Genomic DNA, 23,967 nt, shown 5'->3' on the forward strand with positions numbered 1-23,967 from the left:
CAGTGAAGAAGAAATTAAAGTTGCCTGATGCTAGTTGTTACGTGTAAAAGCTGTTTAAAATTAAGATTTTAATATTTAAACTTACAATTGATTAACGATGTCTACAGTATTTGTCTGTTATAAGGGGATTTAATACTATCTTTGCAAAAAAATAAGGCAAATGAGCACGTTCGAAAAATTCAATCTTCCAAAATCAGTACAAAAAGCAATCGATGAATTAGGATTTGTTACTCCTACTCCTATTCAGGAAAAATCCTTTGCTGTGATTATGTCAGGTCGCGATATGATGGGGATTGCGCAAACCGGTACTGGTAAAACATTTGCTTACTTATTACCTCTCTTAAAATTATATAAATTCACCAATACCAATACACCAAAAATCGTGATTCTGGTTCCAACCCGTGAATTAGTGGTTCAGGTGGTAGAAGAAGTTGAAAAACTGACCAAATACATGTCGGTTAAAACATTAGGAATTTTTGGAGGAGTAAATATCAATACACAAAAGAAAGCGGTTTACGAAGGAGTCGATATTTTAGTTGGAACACCGGGTAGAACAATGGATTTGGCGCTTGACGCTGTGATTCGTTTTGATGAAACTCAAAAGCTTGTTATTGATGAGTTTGACGAAATGCTGAACTTAGGTTTCCGTACACAATTGACGGCTCTTTTGGCTATGATGAAAACCAAACGCCAAAACATTTTATTCTCTGCAACCATGACAGATGAAGTGGATGCAGTTTTAAATGACTTTTTTGATTTCCCGGAAGAAGTTACGCTTGCAGCTTCAGGAACCCCACTTGAAAAAATCACTCAAATTACCTATAACGTTCCGAATTTCAATACGAAAGTAAATCTTTTGAAACATTTATTGGAAACTGACGAAAGTATGAACCGCGTTTTGGTTTTCGTAAACAATAAAAAGATTTCAGATATGCTTCATACCCGAATCGAAGAAGATTTTGAAGGTCAGTTTGGAGTAATTCACTCTAATAAATCTCAAAATTATCGTTTGAGTACGATGGCCGAATTTCAGGAAGGAAATCTTCGCGGCCTGATTACAACCGATATTATGGCTAGAGGTTTGGATATTTCTGACATCACTCACGTAATCAACTTTGAACTTCCTGAAGAGCCTGAATTGTATATGCACAGAATTGGTCGTACGGGTCGTGCAGACGCAACAGGAACAGCCATCAGTTTTGTTGCTCCAAGAGAAGAAGAATTTAAAATCGAAACAGAACTTTTAATGAATCAGGAACTTAAAATTACCGATTTTCCTGAAGAAGTTGAAATTTCAACCAAACTGATCGAACCTGAAAAAGACAAACAGCCGATTAAGTTTTTAATGAAAAAAGTAAAACTTGATGGTGATGGTGCTTTTCATGAAAAAAGCAAAAAGAACAAGAAAGTTAATTTGGGCGGGCCTTCAAAAACAAAAAAGAAAACACATGGCTCTGTTAATCGAAATATGCTGAAAACCAGAGACAAGAAGAGAAAAGACAAGGATAAATAAAAAAATAAAATTCCAAATTCCAAATCCTAAGTATAACATTGGAATTTGGAATTTTTTTATTGGAATTTGGATATTTTATATTTTTGTAAAAACCAACCCCACTGGTGAACATAATTCAATTTTTTTACCCGTGTATGTAAGTTTTCCTGTGATTTTATCTCTTTTAAAAATAATAATATCATTGGTATATTGATGCCCAACCAAAAGAAACTTTCCGGACGGATCAATCGCAAAATCTCTTGGTCCTTTTCCCTGAGTACTCACTTGTCCTATTTTGGTGATACTTCCATCTTTTAAAATAGTATAAACCGTAATCGAATTTACATCTCCACGATCTGAAACATATAAAAATTTGCCGTCAGGAGAGATTTTAATTGCTGCAGAACTGTTTGCTCCTTTAAAATCTTTCGGAATAATGTTGGTTTCTTTTAAAAGTTTGAGAGTCCCATTTTTATTGTAACCAAAAGTTGTGAGGGTACCGTCTAATTCCTGCAATAAATAAACATATTTACCGTCTTTACTAAAAGTCAAATGTCTTGGACCACTTCCTTTTTTGACATCAACACTTCCTTTTAATTTTAAAATTTCATGTGCCGAAGCAGGATTATATTTATAGATAAAAACTTTATCCTGACCCAAATCATTTGCAAATACAAACTTTTTATCCGGAGAAAAGGCAACCATATGTACATGCGCTTTTTCCTGACGCGCCTCATTTGGTCCTTTGCCTTCATGCTGAATTAATTGCTGTACTTCTGTAATACTACCGTCTGCATTTTTCTTAAATACAGCAATGTTTCCACCTGAATAATTAGCTGCAATTACATTTTTACTATCATTGATCAAATGACAGGGATCTGCACCTAAAGCATCATTTTTATTTATTAATTTTATTTTACCTGTTTTAGAATCGTAACTAAAAGCACTGACAGTACTTTGATTACCATTCTCATTTACGGCATAAACAAATTTATTATCTGCAGAAACTGATAAATAACTTGGACTTACAGCGTTTTCTGAAGAATTTTTTAATTGAAAATCCCCTGAGTCAGCATTGAATTCATAAACATAAATTCCTTTGCTCTCGCAAGTATTGGTATAGGTTCCTACCAATAAATTAAACTTATTCTGAGCTTTTGAAGAAATAACTGCCAAAGCTGAAAATAATATTAGATACATTCTTTTCATATTATAAAGTGGTTTTTTGAATTAGCTAAAATAGGCAATAATATCTTTTTCGACAGATTTTTCCGTTATAAATGAATTTTGAAAAGTTATATTATTCAAATATCTTTTCAATAAAAAGTTTTGCTTTGCAGGCTTTAACTCTCAACAAATTTGTATTTTTGGCAGGCACATTTGCATACAAATAACATAGTGAAATAAATCAAAGCCTGAATGCATTTTAAAAATCCCGAAATTCTATACTTTCTGTTCTTATTGATTGTTCCAATTTTGGTTCATTTGTTTCAATTACGACGATTTAAAACTTCTTATTTTACCAATGTCCGGTTTTTAAAAGAACTTGCCATTCAAACCCGTAAAAGTTCTAAAATAAAGAAAAGACTATTATTAGCAACACGTTTACTTTTACTAACTTGTGTTATTCTGGCTTTTGCCCAGCCTTTTTTTGAAGCCATTGACAGTAAAAATTCAGCAAACGAAATGTACATTGTCCTTGATAATTCCTTTAGCATGCAGGCCAAAGGAAAAAAAGGTGAATTATTAAAACGTGCTGTTCAGGAACTTTTAGAAAATACACCAGAAACTGCTAAATTTTCACTGCTAACCAATACCGACAACTTCTGGAACACAGATATTAAATCGGCTAAAAGTTCACTGCAGAATCTAAAATACAGTGCAACTCCATTTGAACTTTCAGCAATAACTGCAAAGATAAAAGCACACAAATCGGCAAATAAAAAAGATATTGTCATTATTACGGATGCTGTTGGTTTAGCCGAAAAAGATGTGAAAAATATCGATTTTGACGAGGAACCCTATTTTATAATTCCGGAAGCAGAACAAAAAAACAACATTTCAATCGACAGTGTTTTTATCAACCAGACTTTAGAAAATTTCTACGAAATAGGAATTAATTTATCAGCATACGGCGAAGATTTTAAACCCGTTTCGATGGCATTGTACAATCAGAAAAAGCTTATTGCCAAAACGATTATTAATTTTGATTCGAAGAAAAAGAAAGTCAATTTCACGATTCCAAAAGAAGCTTTTCATGGTTATGTAGTGATTGAAGATAACGGTCTTTCTTATGACAATACACTTTTTTTCAGTATTTCGAAAGCTAAAAAAACAAATGTTATTAGCATCGGAGAACCAGAAAAAAGCAATTTCTTATCCAGGATTTATACTCCTGCAGAATTCAATTACAACAATTACTCCATCAATTCTTTAGATTACAATAGCTTAGAAAAGCAAAACACTATAATTCTGAATGAATTAACTGAAATTCCACAGGCCTTGCAGACGACTTTAAAAGCTTTTGTTTCAAAAGGCGGTAATCTGGTTGTTATTCCTTCTGAAAAAAGTTCAGTTTCAAATCTGAATACTTTTTTAGCAAATTTTGGAAAAATTCAATTCAACAATCTAAAAACAGAAAGTAAACAAATTACGAAAATCAATTTCGATCATCCTCTTTTTTCCGGTGTTTTTGAAAATAAAATCACGAATTTCCAGTATCCAAAAATAAATTCCTCTTTTGATATTTCAAGCCCTTACCCGGCGGTTTTATATTATGAAGACCAAAGTCCTTTTGTAACCATGATTCAGAATCCGGTTGCAGGAATTACTGTTTTTTCAGCTCCTGTAAATTCAGAGAATTCTAATTTTCAGCAATCTCCGCTAATAGTTCCCTTATTTTATAAAATGGGGCAAAACAATCAAAAAACAGGTGTAAACGCCCTGACAATTGGTAATAATCAGCCTTATTTTGTGGATGTTTTACTAAGCAAAGATGTCATCTTAGAAGTTAAAGGAACAGAAGATTCATTTATTCCAATTCAGCAAATATTGAATAATAAGGTTAAACTAACTTTCAATGATTTTCCGGACACAGCTGGAAATTACAGCGTTTTTGATAAAAAAGAATCAGTTGAAAACCTGAGTTTCAATTACAACCGAAGTGAAAGCGACCTGAGTCAGGTAAACACAAATGTAGTTTCAGATTTTAAAACTGCTGATACAATTTCAACCATTTTCAACACCTTACAAACTGAACGCACAGACAGCCAAATTTGGAAATGGTTTGTTATCTTTGCACTGTTATTTTTAGCATTAGAAATGGCCATTATAAAATTTGTAAAATAGATTCCATTTTTTCTAAAAGGACTTACTTTTTACAAAATCATTTTACGACAAAAAAATATCTACATATGAAAATAATCATCAGAAGCGCCAAAATTATCGATTCAAAAAGTCCGTTTCACAACCAGACTGTTGATCTTTTAATTGCAGATGGTTTAATTGAAAAAATAGGAACATCCATTCTTGACATTGATGACACAACAGAAGTTAAGTTTGATAATTTACATCTTTCCCAAGGTTGGTTTGACAGCAGTGTTTCGTTTGGAGAACCGGGTTACGAAGACAGAGAAACTATAGCAAATGGGTTGAATGTTGCAGCAAAAAGCGGATTTACAGCTATTGCTTTACAACCCAACTCCTTTCCTGTAATTGATAATCAATCACAGGTGAATTTTGTAAAAAATAAAGCAAATGGTTTTGCCACAGAACTCTTTCCTATTGGTGCTTTAACCAAAGCCAGTGAAGGAAAAGATATGGCCGAATTGTTTGATATGAAAAAATCGGGAGCCATCGCTTTTGGAGATTACAATAAAAGTCTTGACAATGCCAATCTGCTAAAAATCGCCTTACAATATGTTCAGGATTTTGATGGTCTGGTAATTGCATATTCCCAGGATGCTAATATAAAAGGAAATGGAGTAGCAAATGAAGGAATTGTTTCAACCAGATTAGGTTTAAAAGGAATTCCAAATCTGGCCGAAGAATTGCAAATCGCCCGAAATTTATTTTTACTGGAATACACGGGAGGCAAACTTCACATTCCAACCATTTCTACAGCAAAATCAGTTCAATTGATTAGAGAAGCAAAAGCGAAAGGCTTAAACATAACCTGCAGTGCATCTGTCCATCATTTGGTTTTAACCGATGAAAAACTGGACGGTTTTGATACACGTTTTAAAGTCACTCCGCCACTAAGAACCGAACTTGACAGACAAGCATTACTTAACGGAATCGCAGATGGAACAATTGATTTAATTACATCTGACCACAATCCAATTGATATTGAATTTAAAAAAATGGAATTTGATACTGCCAAAAACGGAACTATTGGCTTAGAAAGTTCTTTTGGAGCTTTATTGACGGTTTTGCCTTTAGAAACTGTAATTTCAAAATTAACTTCAGGAAGAGAAGTGTTCGGTTTAGAAAGTAATACAATCAAAGAGGGTGGAAAAGCTAATTTCACATTTTTTACTCCGGAAAGAAAATCGACTTTTACAAAAGAAAACATCCTTTCAAAATCTAAAAATTCTGCTTTTTTAGGAACTGAAATCACAGGTTCTGTTTATGGAATATTAAATCAAAATCAACTTATTACAAAATAAAAAATGAATAATACAGTCGAAGAAGGAAAACCAATTGCTATTACAAGTTATATTCTAATTATTGGCGTTTTGATTGCCATGAGTATGAATTCTGAAAATAAAAACAGCTTTGCTTCTTTTCATATCCGCCAGGCCGCAGGTTTATCAATTACTTTTATTTCCCTGGCCTTAATTATCAGTCCTTTCGACAGTTTTTTTATCACTTTCCCCATGTGGATTTTTGTATCTGTTTTATGGGCTTACGGAATTTTCAGTGCTATTCAGGGCCACACAAGACCAATGCCTTTGGTTGGCGGACTTTTCCAGAAATGGCTTAAAAGTATCGGGTAAACAGAATATCAAAATTAAAAACCGGATTTCGAACCCAACTGAAGCATAAAACTATAATACTTACAAAAAAATGAATCTATCTTTAGAATATAAAATACAAACCCCAAAAGTAATCCTGGACAAAAACCCTGTATTGCTATTATTACACGGATACGGCAGTAACGAAGCCGATCTGTTTTCGTTTGCTACTGAACTTCCTGATAATTATTACATTATTTCAGCAAGAGCACCTTATGATTTACAATATGGTGCCTATGCCTGGTATGCCATTAATTTTGACGCTGATCAGAATAAATTTTCAGACAATGAACAAGCCAAAACCTCACGTGATATAATTGCAAATTTTATAGATGAATTAATTGCGAATTATCCTATTGATCCAAATAATGTGACTTTAGTAGGATTCAGTCAGGGTTCGATTTTAAGTTATTCAGTAGCACTTTCTTATCCTGAAAAAATTCAGAGAGTGGTAGCAATGAGTGGTTATTTTAATGCAGAAATTATTAAGGAAGATTTCGAGAAAAACGATTTTAAAAACCTGACAATATTCGCTTCGCATGGAACTGTCGATCAGGTCATTCCAATAGATTGGGCCAGAAAAACACCGGCTATTTTAGAAAATTTAAATATTCCTGTTACTTATAAGGAATATCCTGTTGGACATGGCGTGGCTCCGCAAAATTTCTTTGATTTTAAGAATTGGCTGAAAAATTAGCCCTAATAAGCAATTTGCAAGAAATACATTATGAGTAATTATAACATTATTAATTCCAGAAATATTTTTATAATTACTCTTATTGTCATCCCGTTAACTATTTTATCCGTTTGGATTTTAGGTTTAGGATTTGATAATTCACTCTTCAAAAATTCATTAATCTCTACCTCGATTTTATCTCTTTCTTTCTTTTTGTTTATCTCAATCGGATTATATAAAGGAATTAAAATCAAACATAATTTAGGAGAACTCGAACAGGAAAATATATTTTTTCAAAAAAACATGGCAGTTGAAACTGACATTCCGGAGGTTGGAGATGGAATTATTGAAATTATATTTAGTATAATTTTATGGCTGATTGTTTCTATGGTAGCCAGCTATTTACTTTGGGCTTTTGAAACTATATTATGGATTACAATCTTAAATTTTATCGGAATACTGTATTGGATTTTTTTCAGGGCATTGAGACTCGTTTTTAAAAAATCATCTGTTTGTAAAAGTAATTTTTCAAAAAGTATTTTATATGGCTTTAGTTTTACTATACTGTATAACTTCTGGATTTATGCCATCATTTTTATGACTCATCATGTTTTCTAATTCAAACAGAATTTTGTTGTCAAAAAAAAAAATAGGATTAAAAAATCCTATTTTTGATATAACCAGTTCTGATTTACCTCAAAAGTTACATTTTCCTTATCATCAACAAAGTATTTCAGCAATACCTCTCCCCATAATTCGCCGTTGCTATAATCAGCGATTATCCATCTGTGATTTAATATTTTAACCTTATTAATAATAAATTTGTTCGAACCAATTTTATCCTGTCCTGTATAAGGATTACCATTTGGATTTGCATTTAAGTCAAGTAATTTTTCAGTAACGACCGGAATTAATTTTTCATATAAAATTACTTTCCCACCTGTTGCACTGTTATCAAAATAATTTTGGGCGTTTTCATTGTTTTCCAACGAAAAATAATTTGATTCTGCCATTTTTGTAGAAACTGTAGTTATGCTGTCTCTAAGCTTTTTCGTCGTTTTATCATATCTGTCCTTCTCAAATTTTATTTCTCTGCTGTAAAACATGTAAGTAAAAATATTCATTAGGATTGCTAATAAAAAAAGATAAAGCATTAAGGATTTCTTCATTTTGTAAGTATAATTAAATTGTAATTTCTAAGTTATCATAAGCCAGGAAAACATTCTCAGGAAGTTGATTCTGGACTTCTTCATGAAATCCCAAAACATGGCTAATATGCGTCAAATAAGCTTTTTCAGGTTTTACTAAATTGATAAAATCAAGTGCTTCCTGCAAATTAAAATGGGTGTCATGGGGTTCTACGCGTAAAGCATTTACAACCAAAACTTTCAGGTTTTTTAATTTCTCAATTTCAGCCTTTTCGATGGTTTTTACATCTGTCAAATAAGCAAAATCATCTATTCTGTAGCCAAAAACCTGCAAATCTCCGTGCATTACATTTATCGGGACAGCCATTTTATCACCAATTGCAAAAGGTTTGTCATTGATTACTTCAATAGTTTTTACACTTGGTGCTCCTGGATATTTATTTACAGTTTCAAAAACATAATCAAAACGGCGTTTAAGATTATCAATCACACGCTGATGTGCATAAACAGGAATTTCGCCTTGTCTGAAATTATACGGACGAATGTCATCCAATCCAGCGGTATGATCAGCATGCTCATGTGTAAATAAAATGGCATCAAGTTTTCGACAGCCGCAGGAAAGCATTTGCTGTCTGAAATCAGGACCGCAATCTACAACATACGAATGTTCGTCCCATGTGATCCAAATAGACACACGAAGCCTTTTATCTTTAGCATCTGTGCTTTTGCAAACAGGGTGATCAATCCCAATAATGGGAATACCTTGAGAAGTACCGGTACCTAAAAAATAGATCTTCAATTGAACTTGTTTTTTTTACAAAAATAGGGATTATTTCTCTTTCATTAGAACGCTAATTTACTAACTTTGTAACAAATCTATTTAAAATAAAATGGGTACAGAAATAAAACTCAAAGGTGACAAGGTCATCGCTCAGATTCCTTCCATAAAAGACAAAGCGCTACGCATTAATTTAAACGAGAATATTTACGGAACTTTTGCTGAAATTGGCGCTGGACAAGAAACAGTTAGACATTTTTTCAGATCCGGAGGTTCATCGGGAACAATTGCAAAAGCAATGTCTGCTTATGATAAAGATTTTAGTGATGCTGTTTACGGAACTGAAAGTGACGGACGCTACGTAACTGAAAACCGACTCAAAAAAATGTTAACCTTTGAAGGGGAACTGATTGAAGAACGTTTAAGTAGAGAAAAACACCCAAATAAACTTTTTTTTAGTTACGCCAACACTGTTGCTACTATAGATTTTGCCAAACAATTTAAAGGTCACGGCTGGGTTGGAATACGATATCAGATTGAACCAGACGAGGCTTACAACGAAATTATTCTGCATATTCGTTTTAAAGAAACTGACGCCCGATTACAACAGGAAACACTTGGAATCTTAGGCGTTAATTTAATTTACGGCGCATTCTACAAATACAATGATCCCAAACGATTACTTCGTTATTTATATGATCACTTAGATAAAGATCAGCTGGAAATAGACACTATTAATTTCTCAGGACCTCGTTTTGCAGATGTTGATAATCGTTTGATGAGTTTGCAACTGGTTAAAAATGGTATGACAGATGCCGTAATGTTTAATCCTGAAGGAAAAAACGTTTTACCGGCCGCCGTTTTATACAAAAAAAATCTTCTTGCCTTTAGAGGAAGTTTCCGTCCGGTTACCAATGTAAATCTTGATATGTATGAGAAATCATTAAAAATGTTTCTCGAAGAAAATAAGGTTGAAAAAGATAATACTTTAGTAGTTTTTGAAATTACACTTTCAAATTTACGATCAGATGGTGAAATTGATGAGCGTGATTTTATGGACAGAGCTGAATTACTTTGTTCATTAGGTCAAACCGTTATGATTTCTAATTTTCAGGAATATTATAAGGTGGTTGAATACTTTTCTAATTATACCAAAGCACGTATGGGACTTGCAATGGGCGTGAATAATTTGGTTGATATATTTGATGAGAAGTATTACCGTCATTTAAGTGGCGGAATCCTTGAAGCTTTTGGAAAATTATTCTATCGTGATATGAAAGTATTTTTATATCCGATGTTGGGTGAAAATGGAGAAATTATCACTTCTGAAAACTTAAAAGTACATCCTAGAATGAAGGAATTATATAAATTCTTTAAATTCAACGGAAAAGTAGTCGATATTGTAGATTATAATCCTAATATTTTAAATGTATTCTCTCGCGAAGTTTTAAAAATGATTAGTCATGGAACATCCGGCTGGGAACCTATGCTTCCATCAGGAGTTGCTGAAATTATCAAAGAGCATCACCTTTTTGGGTATCATCCACAAAAAGAATTAGAGCAGAATTAAGCCAAATTATATTGATTCAAAATCCTAAAAAGTCTAAAAAAGAGCGATTCTTTTTTGGACTTTTATTTTACCGAACTTATTTCCTTTAAGCCGTTTTTGATTATAATTTAATTTCATTACTTTTAATAAAAAATTAAAAAAACATGAAAATTATAGCCTTTGCAGGAAGCAACAGCCAGCAGTCGATCAATAAACATTTAGCAAGTTATGCTGCAAATCAATTTGAAAATGCCGAAGTAGAAGTTTTAGATTTGAATGATTTCGCAATGCCTGTATTCAGTGTTGATTTAGAAAAAGAAATTGGCCAGCATGAAATTGCAAAATCATTTCTGAAAAAAATCGAAAGCGCTGACATTTTGGTTGTTTCTCTGGCTGAAAATAATGGCAATTATTCTGCTGCCTTTAAAAACGTATTCGATTGGAGCTCCAGAGTTGTCAAGGATGTTTTTCAGCAAAAACCAATGCTTTTGATGGCAACTTCTCCGGGAGCAAGAGGCGGCGCTTCGGTTTTAGAAATTGCAAAAACCGCTTTCCCAAGATATGGCGCTCAGGTAAAAGGTCTTTTTTCACTTCCTTCTTTCAATTCAAATTTTGATTTAGAAAAAAATGAAATCTCAAATCCGGAATTTGATCATGAACTAAAAACAATTGTAAAAAACAGTTTCAATTAATGAAAATAAAACAAATAGTTTTAGCGTTTATTTTTTTTAATGCCATTTTCCTGCACACCTCCTATTCTCAAAAATATAGTGCTGTTGATAATATCGTTTTAAAATATCCTAAAAACTTTAGCAGTACACAAGAATTAGCTGAAAGAATCGAAAAAGATTTCAAATCAGATTATGACAAAGCACGAGCTATTTACAGCTGGATGGCTTTTAATATAAAATATGATTTTAATGCTTTTTTAAATCCGTCAAAAACACAAAGTTTCTCTTATCGCACGGAAGACGAAAAACAACGAAAAATACAAGAATTTAATACTCAAATACTTCAAAAAGCATTCAAATCTGAAAAAGCAGTTTGCGAAGGTTTTACACTTTTATTTCAGCATTTAGCTTCATTAGTTGGAATTAAATCACAAATCATTAAAGGGGATTCGAAAACAAGATTAGTTGATATAGGCCGAAAAAATACCTCTTCAAATCACGCCTGGAATACAGCTTTAATTGATGGAAAATGGCGTTTAATTGATGTGACCTGGGGACAAGGATATTATGACAATAATAAAGGTAAAATGGTAAAAGATTTTGACCCTGTTTATTTTGATACAGAACCCGATTACTTTTTCGCAAAACATTTTCCCGACTCCGGATCTTTTCTTGGTGAAAAATTAAACAAAGATGACTTTTTAAACGGACCTTTAATTTACAACAGAGCAATTGCCGGGGATAATAAAATAATCGCACCGAAATCCGGAATAATTGAAGTCAATAGTGGTGATAAAATAACTTTTCTGATCAAAAATATTTCAAAATCTGATCCCTTTTATTATTTAAACAAAAAGAACCAACCCGTTCGGGTAGTAAATTCAAAAGAAAAAAGAGGTGGCTTAGAATTTCAGATTACTTTTGATAAAACTATCGGGGATTATATTACATTTTATCTGGATACAAATAGTATTGCTTCCTTTAAAGTAATTTCTAAGTAGTTATTGTTTCATCGCTAACTATATCTCTTTCTTATTTTACGGAATTAGCGTAACTTAGCAATTAGTGATAAAACATTAACGGCCTGAATTATGGAAACGACTTTTTTAAAATCAATCTTAGATAATGATTTCTATAAATTTACAATGCAGCATGCCGTAATCAGGCTTTTTCCAAAAGCAAAAGTCCGTTATGGTTTTATCAATCGTGGCAAGCATGTTTTTCCTGCTGGTTTTGCAGATTTAATTCGTCGTTCTGTAGATGCAATGGCAGATCTTCGTTTAACGAAAGAAGAAAAAAGTTATCTGACACATTATTGCCCTTACCTTGATCCAACTTATTTAGATTTTCTGCAAGGATATAGTTTTGATCCGTCTGAAGTGCATATTACACAAGAAGGTTCTGATATAAAAATTACAATAGAAGGTTTTTGGTACCGGACAATTTTATGGGAAGTGCCTTTGATGTCTTTAATCTCAGAGCTTTTTTATAAATCAAATCATTTAATTCGCTTAAATGATGATGCCATAAAAGAAGTTACCAAAAACAAAATTGACAATTACAATAAACTCGGAGTTTCAATTTTAGAATTTGGTACAAGACGCCGTCATTCTTATCAAGTACATGAATTAGTTAATGAAACGCTGAGGACTTATGGCGGGCAAAGCTTCATGGGAACCAGCAATGTGCACTTTGCAATGATCAACAACCGCAGACCTTTAGGAACGCACGCACATGAATGGTTTATGTTTCATGCTGCACAATACGGCTTTAAAATGGCTAATTCAATTAGTCTGGAACATTGGACACAAGTTTACGGAGGTGACCTCGGAATTGCGCTCACCGACACATACACAACAAATATATTTTTCAGCCAATTTGATAAAAAATACTCCAAACTTTTTGATGGAGTACGACATGATAGCGGCGACCCGGTTGAGTTTGCCCAAAAAGTGATTTCGCATTATACAAAAATGGGAATTGATCCAAAATCGAAAGCGATTGTTTTCTCAGATTCATTGAATTTTGATAAGGTAAAAATTATATCGGACTTCTGTAAAGACAAAATCAAAATGTCTTTTGGAATTGGAACCAATTTTACCAATGATGTTGGTTTGCCATCTATGAATATGGTTATAAAATTAGTTGAAACAAAACCGGATCATGCAAGCTGGCAAGGCGTTGTAAAACTCTCTGACGAAAAAAACAAAAACACGGGAACACCTGAAATGATTGCTTTGGCAAAACAAGTTCTCGGCATCTGACTTTGATTTTTTTGGTTTCAAAACCAATTTTTCATATTTTTAACGGTTCCTCTTTTTCAGAATCAATAAATTACTTTTTTTAGGCATTTTATTGATAACTTTAAAATAATACGCTTTCATTTTTTATGCAGAAATGGTACATTAGCCAAAAATCCAAATTCATTTATGCTAGAGCAAAATCAATATAACGAAGATAATATTAGATCACTCGATTGGAAAGAGCATATTCGTATGCGCCCCGGAATGTATATCGGAAAATTGGGAGACGGATCATCACCGGATGATGGTATATATATTCTTTTAAAAGAGGTTTTAGACAACTGTATCGATGAGTTCGTAATGGGCTCAGGAAAAACTATTGAAGTGAGTATCAAAGACAAAACGGTTTCAGTTCGTGATTACGGACGTGGAATTCCGTTGGGTAAAGTGGTTGATGTGGTTTCGAAAATGAATACGGGTGGAAAGTATGATTCTAAAGCTTTCCAGAAATCAGTTGGTCTGAACGGTGTCGGAACAAAGGCAGTTAATGCATTGTCCAACTATTTTCGGGTAGAATCAGTTCGTGACGACAAACAAAAAGCAGCTGAATTCTCTGCCGGAAATTTAGTTCAGGAAGAAGATATTATCGATACTACGAAACGAAAAGGAACGAAAGTTACTTTTACACCAGATGAAACAATTTTCAAAAACTATAAGTTTCGTTTAGAATATGTTATAAAAATGGTCAAAAACTATTGTTATCTAAACAATGGTCTGACGATTATTTTTAATGGCGAAAAATATATTTCTGAGAATGGTCTTCGTGATTTATTAGAAGAAACCATTAACGAAGAAGATTTAGAATATCCAATCATTCATTTGAAAGATCATGATATCGAAATCGCTCTAACACACAGTAAAACACAATACAGCGAAGAATATCACTCTTTCGTAAACGGTCAGAACACCACACAGGGAGGAACTCACTTAGCCGCTTACAGAGAAGCGATTGTAAAAACCATTCGTGAGTTTTACAACAAAAACTTCGAAGCATCAGATGTTCGTAAATCGATTGTAAGTGCCATTAGTATAAAGGTTATGGAACCTGTTTTTGAGTCTCAGACCAAAACAAAATTAGGTTCAACTGATATGGGTTCTGATGACGGAACACCTGCAGTTTCTGTTCGTACTTTTGTAAATGATTTTGTTAAAAACAAATTAGACAATTACTTACACAAAAATCCGCCAACAGCAGAAGCATTATTACGCAAGATTCTACAGGCTGAACGCGAAAGAAAAGAATTATCAGGCATTAGAAAACTGGCAACAGACCGTGCGAAAAAGGCCAATCTTCATAATAAAAAACTAAGAGATTGCCGTGCACATCTTCCGGATACTAAAAATCCCCGTAACTTAGAAAGCACACTTTTTATTACCGAGGGAGACTCAGCTTCAGGATCAATTACCAAATCACGTGATGTGAATACACAGGCGGTTTTCAGTTTGCGTGGTAAGCCTTTGAATTCATATGGAATGAGTAAAAAAATCGTGTATGAAAATGAAGAATTCAACTTGCTTCAGGCGGCACTTGATATCGAAGACGGATTAGAAAAACTACGTTACAACAACATCGTAATCGCAACCGATGCCGATGTCGACGGAATGCACATTCGTTTATTATTAATTACTTTCTTTTTACAGTTTTTTCCTGAATTAATCAAAGAAGGGCATTTGTATATTTTACAAACACCGCTTTTTAGGGTTCGAAACAAAAAAGAAACGATTTATTGTTATTCTGAAGAAGAGAGAAAAGATGCCATCGAAAAATTAAAACCAAAACCTGAAATTACCCGATTTAAAGGTTTGGGAGAGATTTCTCCGGATGAGTTTAAAAATTTCATTGGAGAAACGATTCGCCTTGATCCAATTATGATGGATAAAAACACTTCGATTGAGCAGTTGTTGTCTTTCTACATGGGGAAAAATACGCCGGACAGACAAGATTTTATTATCAAAAATTTGAAGGTTGAAATTGATGAGCTTGAAGAAGCTTAAAATAATTTTTATAATTAGTAGCACTCCGTTAAATTCATGAAAAATTTTTTTTTGGTCTTATTAGTTTTAATGCTAGTTTCTTGTCAGTCTAAAAACGATGAGAAAAAATCTGTTGTAAATGTAAAGCCTATAAGCGAAGTAAAAATTGCGACAAACAAGGATAGCTTAATTTATAAGATAAATAAAAATACAGTTATAATAAATCAGGACACATTAGAAATAGAAAGTCCTTTTATATATTCTTTTGAAGGAACAATTAACGGAAATAAAAAAATTCAATTACATCTTACGAATCAGTTATCAACTGAATATGGAGGTTATGGAAAAACAGGTTCTCTTTATGTCGAAGGCGGAGAGAATCTTTTATATTTCTATTTTGATAAAGATAAAAAACAGGATTATTATACAGCCGGTATTGAGGAATTTGATGGAAGCAAACCGTTAAAACTTAAACTACACAATCTTTCAACAGAAGAAATGTATATCGAACTTACACTGGATAAAAAAATATATAAAATTTATCCAAGTAAAAAGTTTCCTTCTTACAAATCTTTTGACATAATAGATTATACCCTTTTTGATTCCAGAGCTGCTTTTAAAAAGGAAGAAGCTATGAGAGAATTTACTCCTTCCAGAGATTATAATTTTCTGGCTGAAATTATTTCAGACGATTTGGATTTTAATGTCTTAAAAGAAAAATTAAAGTATTTGTATACAGATTCTTTAAACACTAAAAATTACAAAAACTGGAAGCATAGTTTTAAAGTTGAAAAAAGTAAAGGAGAGGAAGAAAATTATAGTTCTGAGAGCCTGTCTGTTGTCGCTCCGGTTTTTATAGATTCTAATGTTTATGTCGTTTCTGATTTTTCATATAGCTATATGGGAGGAGCACACGGTATGCTACGTACAGGATATACAAACTATGATCTGAAAACAGGAAAAAACATTGCTATAGAACAGCTTTTAAATTTTTCTGATGAAAAATTCATCGCTTTTTATGAAGAAAAAATAAGAAATGAATATAGTGACGGTATATTGTCTAATGAAGTACCTATTACCCATAATTATTACATTTTACCAACAGGAATTACTTTTTCTTATGCACCTTATGAGCTGCTTGGTTTTGCTGCCGGAGAACCTCGTATCTTTTTTAGTTATGAAGAATTAAAACCATATATTTTAAAAAATACAATTCTGGACAAATACAATTCGAATTAAGAATATACAGAATTTAAGCTATTATTCGGCTCAAAATTTTCAGAATAAAAAATCAAATTTATAATTTCGAATATAAATAATGAAAGACGAAGAAGACGATAACATAATTCCAAACGACGACGAGAATACTCAGGATGAAAACCAGATTGATGACAATCAAAATGGAGATGATGATGAGATTATCGACATAGATGCGAAAAATTTTGAAGGACAGCATTTTTACGAAAATCAGGAAGAAGAAGGCGAAGACGTTATTACCAAAGTAACCGGAATGTACAAAGACTGGTTCCTCGATTATGCATCTTACGTAATTCTGGAACGTGCAGTTCCCGCTATTGAAGATGGTTTTAAACCGGTTCAGCGTCGTATTATGCACTCTTTGAAAGAGCTGGATGATGGGCGTTATAATAAAGTTGCCAATGTAGTAGGTCACACCATGCAGTATCACCCACACGGAGATGCGAGTATTGGTGATGCCATGGTGCAAATTGGTCAAAAAGATTTACTAATTGACTGCCAGGGAAACTGGGGAAATATATTAACGGGCGACGGAGCAGCAGCTTCGCGTTACATCGAAGCACGTTTATCTAAATTTGCTTTGGAGGTTTTATATTCTCCAAAAATTACCGATTGGGGCGTTTCATACGATGGTCGTCGTGCAGAACCAAACAATCTTCCCGTTAAATTCCCATTGCTTTTGGCACAGGGAGCAGAAGGTATTGCGGTGGGACTTTCGACTAAAGTTTTGCCTCACAACTTCAATGAGTTAATTGATGCTTCTATTAAAATCTTAAAAGGAAAACCGTTTACACTTTATCCTGATTTTATGACACAAGGTATTGCCGATGTGTCTAATTATAATGATGGACTTCGTGGCGGACGTGTGCGTGTGCGTGCTAAAATTGCTCAATTAGACAAAAATACATTAGTAATTACGCAAATTCCGTTTTCAACTAATACCACAACTTTGATTGACAGTATTTTGAAAGCCAATGAAAAAGGCAAAATCAAAATCAAGAAAATTGAAGACAACACGGCGGCAGATGTTGAGATTTTAATTCATCTTTTCCCGGGTGTTTCTCCGGATAAAACAATCGACGCTTTATTTGCGTTTACAGCCTGTGAAACATCTGTAGCGCCTTTAGGTTGTGTAATTGAAGACAATAAACCATTGTTTATCGGGGTTTCTCAAATGTTGAAAATTTCGACAGAAAGAACTGTTGATTTACTTCGTCAGGAATTAGAAATTCAATTAGAAGAATTAAAAAATAAATGGCATTTTTCTACTTTAGAAAAAATCTTCATTCGTGAAGAAATGTACATTGATTTCAAATTGTACGGAGACAGAGAATCACTTTACAAATATTTGTACGATCGATTTGAGCCTTTCAAAAAATCATTCGTAAGAGAAATTACAGATGAAGATTTGCAAAGACTAACTCAGATTCCGATGATTCGTATCACTCGTTTTGACTCTGATAAAGCCGATGAATTAATCTCGAGATTAGAGGAAGAAATGAAAGAGGTACAATACAATCTGGAACATCTTACCGATTTTGCAATTGCCTATTTTACCAAATTAAAAGAGAAATACGGAAAAGGCCGCGAGCGTCAGACGGAGTTGCGAATTTTTGACAATGTTGAAGCAACAAAAGTTGTTTTAAGAAATACAAAATTATTCGTAAACAGAGAAGAAGGATTCGTAGGTACCAGCTTAAAGAAAGACGAATATGTAGCAGACTGCTCTGATATTGACGACGTAATTGTGTTTTTGCGCGATGGTACGATGATGATTACGAAAGTTGATGCAAAAACGTTTGTAGGCAAAGATATTATACATATTGCGGTATTTGATAAAAGCGATAAACGTACCATTTACAATATGATTTACCGTGACGGAAAATCAGGTCCTTCTTATATCAAACGTTTTAATGTGTCGGGAGTAACCAGAGACAAAGCCTACGATTTAACGAATGGAACCAAAGGTTCACAGGTAGTTTATTTTTCACATAATCCGAACGGAGAAGCTGAAGTTGTCACCATCTTACTAAGACAAATAGGAACTATTAAAAAATTAAAATTCGATATAGATTTTGCAGGCCTGGCAATTAAAGGCCGTGCTTCAAAAGGAAATTTGGTTACAAAATATCCGATCAAGAAAATCGAATTAAAAGAAAAAGGAATTTCGACTTTACTGCCAAGAAAAGTTTGGTTTGATGATACTGTAAAACGTTTGAATGTTGATGCCAGAGGAGAATTGCTTGGCGAGTTTAAACCAAGCGACAAGATTTTAGTTATAAGTCAATCAGGAAAATTAAAAGTTATTATTCCCGAATTGTCGACTCATTTTGAAGAGGATATGATTGTTCTTGAAAAATGGAAACCTAAGAAACCAATTTCTGCCATTTATTATGATGGTGAAAAAGAGCGCTACTTCTTAAAACGTTTCCTTGTAGAAAATGAAGGCAAAGAAGAAAGTTTTATTACCGATCACCCGAACTCACAATTAGAAATTGTGTCTACAGATTATCGTCCGGTAGCACAATTGGTCTTTGCAAAAGTAAAAGGTGTTCAAAAAGAAGATCTTCATATTGATATTGAAGATTTTATAGCCGTAAAAGGATTTAAAGCCTTAGGAAATCAATTAACAACCGATAAATTAAGACAAGTTAATTTATTAGAACCGCTTCCATACGAAGAACCAGTTGAAGAAGTTCCTGAAAAACCTGAAATATCAGAAGATGATCCGGTTGAAACAGAGTTAGACGACGATGGTCAGATTGGTTTGGTTTTAGAATAATATTTTCAAATAGAAATATAAAATAAAAATGCCCTTTATGAAAGGGCATTTTTATTGGACTTTACTTTTATTATTTTAAAATTTGTGCGGCATGTTCTTTCGTTTTAACCTGAGAAATAACCTCATCAATAATTCCATTTTCATCGATTATGAAAGTCGTTCTGTGGATTCCGTCATATTCTTTTCCCATGAATTTCTTTGGTCCCCAAACGCCAAATGCATTGATTACTGATTTATCCTCATCTGCCAAAAGGGGAAAAGGAAATTCGTATTTGTCTTTGAACTTCAATTGTGCTTTCTGACTGTCTGCACTTACTCCCAAAAGTTCGTAATTATTGGCTTTAAAACGCTCAAAATTATCTCTTAAATCGCATGCTTCTGCAGTACAGCCCGGTGTGCTTGCTTTTGGATAAAAGAAAACCACTAATTTTTTTCCGGCATAATCTGCCAGTGTATGAACTTTCCCATCCTGATCTGTTCCTGAAAAATTTGGTGCTTTATCTCCTTTTTGTAATGTTGTCATCTTTTATAATTGTTAATTATCAATTGTTAATTGTTTTTTCTGCCCCGGATTAAAGTGAAAACCCCGGAATTGTGAAAGTTTACATTTTTTGCATTAAGAAAGCGACCGGAGGAAGCTCTTGTTAATGGTTAAAAATGTTACTTTAACAATGAGGAGTTGAAACAGAAAGCCGGATTAGGCACATCATCAAAATTATGCTATTTTTACGGGATTAAAAATACGGAAATGAATAAAGAAGCCCGCGTACAATTTGTTATAAATACGTTAAAAGACCTCTACCCTACTATACCTGTACCACTTGATCATAAAGATCCCTACACTTTATTAATTGCCGTATTGCTTTCAGCACAATGTACGGATGTACGTGTGAACCAGATTACACCGCTGCTTTTTGCAAAGGCTGATAATCCGTATGATATGATTAAAATGTCGATTGAAGAAATTAAGGAAATTATTCGCCCCTGCGGGTTATCGCCAATGAAATCGAAAGGAATTCATGGTTTGTCACATATTTTGATTGACAAGCACAACGGAGAAGTTCCACAGAGTTTTGAGGCTCTTGAAGCTTTACCGGCTGTTGGGCATAAAACGGCAAGTGTTGTGATGTCACAGGCATTTGGGGTTCCGGCTTTTCCTGTGGATACCCATATTCACAGACTCATGTACAGATGGAATCTATCAAACGGTAAAAATGTGGTTCAGACAGAAAAAGATGCAAAAAGATTGTTTCCAAGAGAATTATGGAATGACCTGCATTTGCAGATTATTTGGTACGGACGGGAATATTCACCTGCACGTGGATGGAGCCTGGAAAAAGATATTATTACGAGTACAATTGGAAAAAAATCTGTAATAGAAGAAGCTGCCAAAAAGAAAATTTAGCAGCTTCTTTAATATATTATTTACTTATTTTTCAAAGCATTATATTCATTAGTCATTTCCAAAGCTCTGTATATACCCAAAAGTGATTTTTTAGCTTCTTCATTGCCTGGTTCGATAATTAACGCTTTTTTGAGGTACGGAATTGCACTTTTTACAATTTCATCTTTTTGAGCATTTAACTGATCATATTGCTTTACTTCTTTCGGAGTATTGCCTAATGCATTCATCTGATCCAACAATGCTTTTTTCAATTCCATTTTAACAAAAACAAGGTTAATGCAACAATTAATACAATTAGGATTTATCTGCAAAGCATCCTGATAGTTTTTTTCTGCATTAGCAAAATCATTTCTTTCTAAATATGAAAAAGCCAGATTAGTCAAAACTTCTTCTCTTTTGGAAGTAGGGGAAAAATTTCTGGGTTTCTCGTATACACCTTCACTAACCGCCAAATCACGTGCACCTAAAGAAACGAAAGCATCTTCTACTTTTGTCTTTTTATGAGTTGCATAAAAAATAGTCCCTGTTCCTGTATAGTTCCTTTTTTTAAGTTCCTCGTAATATTTAATAGATGAAACATAATCTTTACCTGTTAAAGAAGCAGCTGCTGCATTGTATAAGTTTAAGGTATCTTTTTTATCAAATAAGTAAACTTCATAACTCTTATCAGCACTTTCTTTGTATTTTCCTTCTTTGAAATCACTAATTGCCCCCTTAACGAGTTTAGATTTAATATCTTTTAAAGCTAAATCTGCCTTAAAAGCATATTTGTAATGACGTGAATCATTTTCATATAAAAGCACATCCTGATAGGCACCTGAAGCTATTGTAAAATTGTTTTTCGGATCTATATTCTTAGTAGCTAAATCTTTGTAGTTATTTCCTTTTAAATAAAAAAAATCTGATTTGGTTACATCCGGTGCATTGACGATAAGGTATTCTATTTTTTTCAAAATTGTTATTGACTCCTCAATTTTTCCTTTATCATAAAAGGATTGAGCTTCTTTTATTTGATCTTTTTGTGCAAATACACTGATATTAATCAATAACAGAAAGGAAAGTATTTTAATGTTATTTTTCATTTTTTGTTTAGTTTGATTGTTAAATAAATTGGACAATTAAAGTGTTAAACACATTTAAGAAATACAAACAGAACAAAATAAAGTAGTGTAGTTTTTCTTCATAGCTGGTTAAAATATTTATTTATTGTATTATTTTATTTTATACTGACAACTTTTCAGGCGAACAAAATCACATTCGCTGATTTTGCACAAAATAAGGGCTTTTTTTTAATAAACTAAAGATAAAAATCAGGCAACCTAACAAAGCACTAAACTTTAACACCTTAATAATAAAAATCATAATTAAAGTATAATTCTTTTAATTAATTAAAAATTTAAACCGAAAATCCTGTTATTTATTGCACCGAAAATTTAAGATTGATTATCCATTTTTATCAAAAAAAATAAAATTATTGCATAAAAAAAGCTCACTATTCGTATTTCCATACGAATAGTGAGCTTTGAACCAAAACGACCCTTTGGTTTTTCTTTCGAAATAAAAAATCCTGATTAAACGAAAGCCTTGAAGTTTAAAATTTAAACTCCTAAGCCTTTTTTGAACAATTAATACCTAATAAAACTCATTGTCATTAATTACTCATTGCCTTTAGAGAATTATACTCTTTTGTCATATCCAGGGATCTGTAAATTCCTAAAAGCATCTTTGTAACGTCTGGATTTTTAGGTTCAATTATAAGCGCTTTGGTAAGATATGGAATCACGCTTCTTGTAATATCATCTTTTTTTGCGGTCAATTTATCATATTCCAGCATTTCTTTTTTTGAATTTCCTAAAGCATCTATTTTATCTACTATTTCTTTTTTTGATTCTAGCTTTAAATAAGCCAGATTGATGTACGAATCAATATAATTAGGATTTAATTCTAAAAGATAATTGTAGGTTGCCTCTGCTTTGACTAAATCTTTTCTCTCCAAATAAGCATAGGCTAAGTGTTTATTTACCTCGAACTTCCTGGAAGGAATAGCTTCATTTCTTGGTTTTTCATAAAGTCCTTCCTGAATATAGGAATCCCTTGCTTTTGGAGAGATAAAAGCATCTTCTTCTTTTGTTTTCTTATTAGTCGCGTAATAGAGAATGCCATTTCCTGAAAAGTTCATTTTTTTTAACTGCTCATAATACTGGATCGCCAGACCATATTCCTTTGCATTTAAATAGGCAGCAGCAGCATTAAACAAGTTTAATGTATCTTTTTTATCAAATAAATACACTTTATAACTCTTTTCAGCACTTTCTTTGAAGTTACCTGCCTTGAAATCAGCTACAGCACCATTGACAAGTTTAGATTTCATATCTTTTAAAGCTATATTAGCTTTTACGGAAAGTTTGTATTTACCCGCTTCATTTTCGTATAAAATCACATCCTGGTAAGATTCTGATGCAGATGAAAAATTATTAGCCGCATCAATATTTTTGATAGCCAAATCCTTTAAAACATTCCCTTTTAAAAAATAAAAATCTGACTTTTCTTCATCCGGTGCATTCAGAATTAGGTATTCTGACTTTTTTAAAATTACAAGCGCCTCTTCTGATTTTCCTTTTTCAAACAAAGATTGGGCATCTTTTATTTGAGGCTTTTGAGAATACACTCCAACATTTATCAATACTATTGATAACATTATAAATTTTAATTTCATGTTTAGATTAGTTTGATGGTTAATAGATTTTGGGCTGCATTTAGATGCAAACTGTAGGATTTTAAATCTGATGGGATTTAAAAGCTTTATCAAACTAGATAGAAAAATTAGGGTAGTTTTTTATCATATCAACAAATTTTATAAGGTTAAACACTAGATTATAAAAAAAATCATTTTTTAACTGAATTAAAATTATAAATG

The 23,967-nt window shown here is 32.9% G+C and carries 20 protein-coding genes; 14 read left to right on the forward strand and 6 right to left on the reverse strand.

What is annotated here, in order from left to right:
* Positions 1-160 precede the first annotated feature (160 nt).
* Positions 161-1,513: a DEAD/DEAH box helicase gene (locus JE46_RS08780; protein WP_031454898.1), complete on the forward strand. Its 1,353-nt coding sequence runs from the start codon at positions 161-163 to the stop codon at positions 1,511-1,513.
* A 75-nt stretch (positions 1,514-1,588) separates the two neighbouring features.
* Here JE46_RS08780 and JE46_RS08785 read toward each other — a convergent pair whose 3' ends face one another.
* Positions 1,589-2,701 carry a lactonase family protein gene (locus JE46_RS08785; RefSeq protein ID WP_031454899.1) on the reverse strand — a complete coding sequence of 371 codons (1,113 nt, stop codon included), beginning with the start codon at positions 2,699-2,701 and terminating at the stop codon, positions 1,589-1,591.
* A gap of 210 nt (positions 2,702-2,911) precedes the next feature.
* Here JE46_RS08785 and JE46_RS08790 point away from each other — a divergent pair, with 210 nt between their 5' ends.
* The 5 genes from JE46_RS08790 to JE46_RS08810 all read left to right on the forward strand — a co-directional run bounded on the left by JE46_RS08790 (position 2,912) and on the right by JE46_RS08810 (position 7,801).
* On the forward strand, positions 2,912-4,840 hold the full coding sequence (locus JE46_RS08790; RefSeq protein ID WP_031454900.1) for a vWA domain-containing protein: 1,929 nt from the start codon (positions 2,912-2,914) through the stop codon (positions 4,838-4,840).
* Between the two features lie 65 nt (positions 4,841-4,905).
* Positions 4,906-6,159 (forward strand): dihydroorotase, encoded by a 1,254-nt coding sequence (locus JE46_RS08795; RefSeq protein WP_031454901.1) that lies wholly within the window; start codon positions 4,906-4,908, stop codon positions 6,157-6,159.
* A gap of 3 nt (positions 6,160-6,162) precedes the next feature.
* Positions 6,163-6,489, forward strand: a complete 327-nt coding sequence (locus JE46_RS08800) for a membrane protein (RefSeq protein ID WP_031454902.1) — start codon at positions 6,163-6,165, stop codon at positions 6,487-6,489.
* Between the two features lie 70 nt (positions 6,490-6,559).
* The gene (locus tag JE46_RS08805) at positions 6,560-7,204 is read left to right on the forward strand and encodes an alpha/beta hydrolase (RefSeq protein WP_031454903.1); all 645 of its coding nucleotides are present in this window, start codon (positions 6,560-6,562) and stop codon (positions 7,202-7,204) included.
* Positions 7,205-7,234: 30 nt separating this feature from the next.
* Complete coding sequence (locus JE46_RS08810) at positions 7,235-7,801, forward strand: hypothetical protein (RefSeq protein ID WP_031454904.1); 567 nt, start codon at positions 7,235-7,237, stop codon at positions 7,799-7,801.
* Between the two features lie 47 nt (positions 7,802-7,848).
* Here the strand turns inward: JE46_RS08810 and JE46_RS08815 are convergent, their stop codons facing one another.
* Positions 7,849-8,352: a hypothetical protein gene (locus tag JE46_RS08815; protein WP_031454905.1), complete on the reverse strand. Its 504-nt coding sequence runs from the start codon at positions 8,350-8,352 to the stop codon at positions 7,849-7,851.
* A gap of 13 nt (positions 8,353-8,365) precedes the next feature.
* Positions 8,366-9,130, reverse strand: a complete 765-nt coding sequence (locus JE46_RS08820; RefSeq protein WP_031454906.1) for an MBL fold metallo-hydrolase — start codon at positions 9,128-9,130, stop codon at positions 8,366-8,368.
* Positions 9,131-9,221: 91 nt separating this feature from the next.
* Between JE46_RS08820 and JE46_RS08825 the strand changes: the two genes are divergently transcribed.
* The 7 genes from JE46_RS08825 to JE46_RS08855 all read left to right on the forward strand — a co-directional run bounded on the left by JE46_RS08825 (position 9,222) and on the right by JE46_RS08855 (position 19,645).
* The gene (locus JE46_RS08825) at positions 9,222-10,679 is read left to right on the forward strand and encodes a nicotinate-nucleotide adenylyltransferase (RefSeq protein WP_031454907.1); all 1,458 of its coding nucleotides are present in this window, start codon (positions 9,222-9,224) and stop codon (positions 10,677-10,679) included.
* A gap of 143 nt (positions 10,680-10,822) precedes the next feature.
* Positions 10,823-11,350, forward strand: coding sequence for an NADPH-dependent FMN reductase (locus JE46_RS08830; RefSeq protein ID WP_031454908.1), 528 nt, complete (start codon positions 10,823-10,825; stop codon positions 11,348-11,350).
* A complete protein-coding gene (locus JE46_RS08835; protein ID WP_031454909.1) occupies positions 11,350-12,330 on the forward strand; it encodes a transglutaminase domain-containing protein in 981 nt (326 codons plus the stop codon). Before JE46_RS08830 ends, JE46_RS08835 begins: the two co-directional genes overlap by 1 nt.
* 90 nt (positions 12,331-12,420) lie before the next feature.
* Positions 12,421-13,593 carry a nicotinate phosphoribosyltransferase gene (pncB, locus tag JE46_RS08840; RefSeq protein ID WP_031454910.1) on the forward strand — a complete coding sequence of 391 codons (1,173 nt, stop codon included), beginning with the start codon at positions 12,421-12,423 and terminating at the stop codon, positions 13,591-13,593.
* A 165-nt stretch (positions 13,594-13,758) separates the two neighbouring features.
* Complete coding sequence (locus tag JE46_RS08845) at positions 13,759-15,627, forward strand: DNA topoisomerase IV subunit B (protein WP_031454911.1); 1,869 nt, start codon at positions 13,759-13,761, stop codon at positions 15,625-15,627.
* Between the two features lie 36 nt (positions 15,628-15,663).
* Complete coding sequence (locus tag JE46_RS08850) at positions 15,664-16,845, forward strand: RsiV family protein (protein WP_031454912.1); 1,182 nt, start codon at positions 15,664-15,666, stop codon at positions 16,843-16,845.
* A gap of 79 nt (positions 16,846-16,924) precedes the next feature.
* Entirely contained in the window at positions 16,925-19,645 is a 2,721-nt protein-coding gene (locus JE46_RS08855) for a DNA gyrase/topoisomerase IV subunit A (protein WP_031454913.1), read from the forward strand.
* A gap of 70 nt (positions 19,646-19,715) precedes the next feature.
* On the opposite strand, the gene bcp is transcribed toward JE46_RS08855, so the two are convergent.
* On the reverse strand, positions 19,716-20,168 hold the full coding sequence (bcp, locus tag JE46_RS08860) for a thioredoxin-dependent thiol peroxidase (protein WP_031454914.1): 453 nt from the start codon (positions 20,166-20,168) through the stop codon (positions 19,716-19,718).
* A 225-nt stretch (positions 20,169-20,393) separates the two neighbouring features.
* Between bcp and JE46_RS08865 the strand changes: the two genes are divergently transcribed.
* Positions 20,394-21,050, forward strand: coding sequence for an endonuclease III domain-containing protein (locus tag JE46_RS08865; RefSeq protein ID WP_031454915.1), 657 nt, complete (start codon positions 20,394-20,396; stop codon positions 21,048-21,050).
* A 20-nt stretch (positions 21,051-21,070) separates the two neighbouring features.
* Here the strand turns inward: JE46_RS08865 and JE46_RS08870 are convergent, their stop codons facing one another.
* The gene (locus JE46_RS08870) at positions 21,071-22,132 is read right to left on the reverse strand and encodes a tetratricopeptide repeat protein (protein ID WP_031454916.1); all 1,062 of its coding nucleotides are present in this window, start codon (positions 22,130-22,132) and stop codon (positions 21,071-21,073) included.
* A gap of 569 nt (positions 22,133-22,701) precedes the next feature.
* Positions 22,702-23,766, reverse strand: coding sequence for a hypothetical protein (locus JE46_RS08875; RefSeq protein ID WP_031454917.1), 1,065 nt, complete (start codon positions 23,764-23,766; stop codon positions 22,702-22,704).
* Positions 23,767-23,967: the final 201 nt, after the last annotated feature.

The organism is Flavobacterium chungangense LMG 26729, assembly GCF_000735715.2.
Classification (GTDB): Bacteria; Bacteroidota; Bacteroidia; order Flavobacteriales; family Flavobacteriaceae; genus Flavobacterium; species Flavobacterium chungangense.

Excerpts from the sequence above, each read along its gene's own strand:
- JE46_RS08805 (WP_031454903.1), top strand. The coding sequence starts at position 6,560 with ATGAATCTATCTTTAGAATATAAAATACAAACCCCAAAAGTAATCCTG.
- JE46_RS08790 (WP_031454900.1), top strand. The coding sequence starts at position 2,912 with ATGCATTTTAAAAATCCCGAAATTCTATACTTTCTGTTCTTATTGATT.
- JE46_RS08855 (WP_031454913.1), top strand. The coding sequence starts at position 16,925 with ATGAAAGACGAAGAAGACGATAACATAATTCCAAACGACGACGAGAAT.
- JE46_RS08870 (WP_031454916.1), bottom strand. The coding sequence starts at position 22,132 with ATGAAAAATAACATTAAAATACTTTCCTTTCTGTTATTGATTAATATC.
- JE46_RS08865 (WP_031454915.1), top strand. The coding sequence starts at position 20,394 with ATGAATAAAGAAGCCCGCGTACAATTTGTTATAAATACGTTAAAAGAC.
- JE46_RS08815 (WP_031454905.1), bottom strand. The coding sequence starts at position 8,352 with ATGAAGAAATCCTTAATGCTTTATCTTTTTTTATTAGCAATCCTAATG.
- pncB (WP_031454910.1), top strand. The coding sequence starts at position 12,421 with ATGGAAACGACTTTTTTAAAATCAATCTTAGATAATGATTTCTATAAA.
- JE46_RS08835 (WP_031454909.1), top strand. The coding sequence starts at position 11,350 with ATGAAAATAAAACAAATAGTTTTAGCGTTTATTTTTTTTAATGCCATT.
- JE46_RS08875 (WP_031454917.1), bottom strand. The coding sequence starts at position 23,766 with ATGAAATTAAAATTTATAATGTTATCAATAGTATTGATAAATGTTGGA.
- bcp (WP_031454914.1), bottom strand. The coding sequence starts at position 20,168 with ATGACAACATTACAAAAAGGAGATAAAGCACCAAATTTTTCAGGAACA.
- JE46_RS08845 (WP_031454911.1), top strand. The coding sequence starts at position 13,759 with ATGCTAGAGCAAAATCAATATAACGAAGATAATATTAGATCACTCGAT.
- JE46_RS08800 (WP_031454902.1), top strand. The coding sequence starts at position 6,163 with ATGAATAATACAGTCGAAGAAGGAAAACCAATTGCTATTACAAGTTAT.
- JE46_RS08810 (WP_031454904.1), top strand. The coding sequence starts at position 7,235 with ATGAGTAATTATAACATTATTAATTCCAGAAATATTTTTATAATTACT.
- JE46_RS08850 (WP_031454912.1), top strand. The coding sequence starts at position 15,664 with ATGAAAAATTTTTTTTTGGTCTTATTAGTTTTAATGCTAGTTTCTTGT.
- JE46_RS08795 (WP_031454901.1), top strand. The coding sequence starts at position 4,906 with ATGAAAATAATCATCAGAAGCGCCAAAATTATCGATTCAAAAAGTCCG.
- JE46_RS08780 (WP_031454898.1), top strand. The coding sequence starts at position 161 with ATGAGCACGTTCGAAAAATTCAATCTTCCAAAATCAGTACAAAAAGCA.
- JE46_RS08830 (WP_031454908.1), top strand. The coding sequence starts at position 10,823 with ATGAAAATTATAGCCTTTGCAGGAAGCAACAGCCAGCAGTCGATCAAT.
- JE46_RS08825 (WP_031454907.1), top strand. The coding sequence starts at position 9,222 with ATGGGTACAGAAATAAAACTCAAAGGTGACAAGGTCATCGCTCAGATT.
- JE46_RS08785 (WP_031454899.1), bottom strand. The coding sequence starts at position 2,701 with ATGAAAAGAATGTATCTAATATTATTTTCAGCTTTGGCAGTTATTTCT.